Annotated in this window: 1 pseudogene; it reads left to right on the top strand. The window is 67.8% G+C overall.

Annotated elements, in window-relative coordinates:
- A pseudogene (locus V5P19_RS23580) lies at nucleotides 1–273 on the top strand (hypothetical protein); the annotation flags it as partial.

Raw genomic sequence — 273 nt, 5'->3', positions numbered from 1 at the left:
GGACAAATCTTCCGGCCGCCACGTCGGAATTGATCGGGCGGGAGGGGGTGCTAGCCGAGGTGACCCGCCTTGTCTCCGTCAATCGCATTGTCACGCTGACCGGCGCGGGTGGCATGGGCAAGACCTGTCTTGGGGTCGAAGCAGCCCGCCGGCAGATTCCGCACTTCCCGGATGGAGTCTGGATCGCCGAGCTCGCATCCTTGGCGGACCCCGGCGCGGTTCCCCGCGCGGTCGCATCCGCGCTGGAGCTCGAGATCCCAGACAGCCTTGCCC

Origin of the sequence: Enterobacter sp. UNJFSC 003 (assembly GCF_036903355.1) — a bacterium.
Classification (GTDB): domain Bacteria; phylum Pseudomonadota; class Gammaproteobacteria; order Enterobacterales; family Enterobacteriaceae; genus Enterobacter.
The sequence above is the reverse complement of the archived record's forward strand: the minus strand, read 5'-3'. Positions and strand labels throughout refer to the sequence as shown.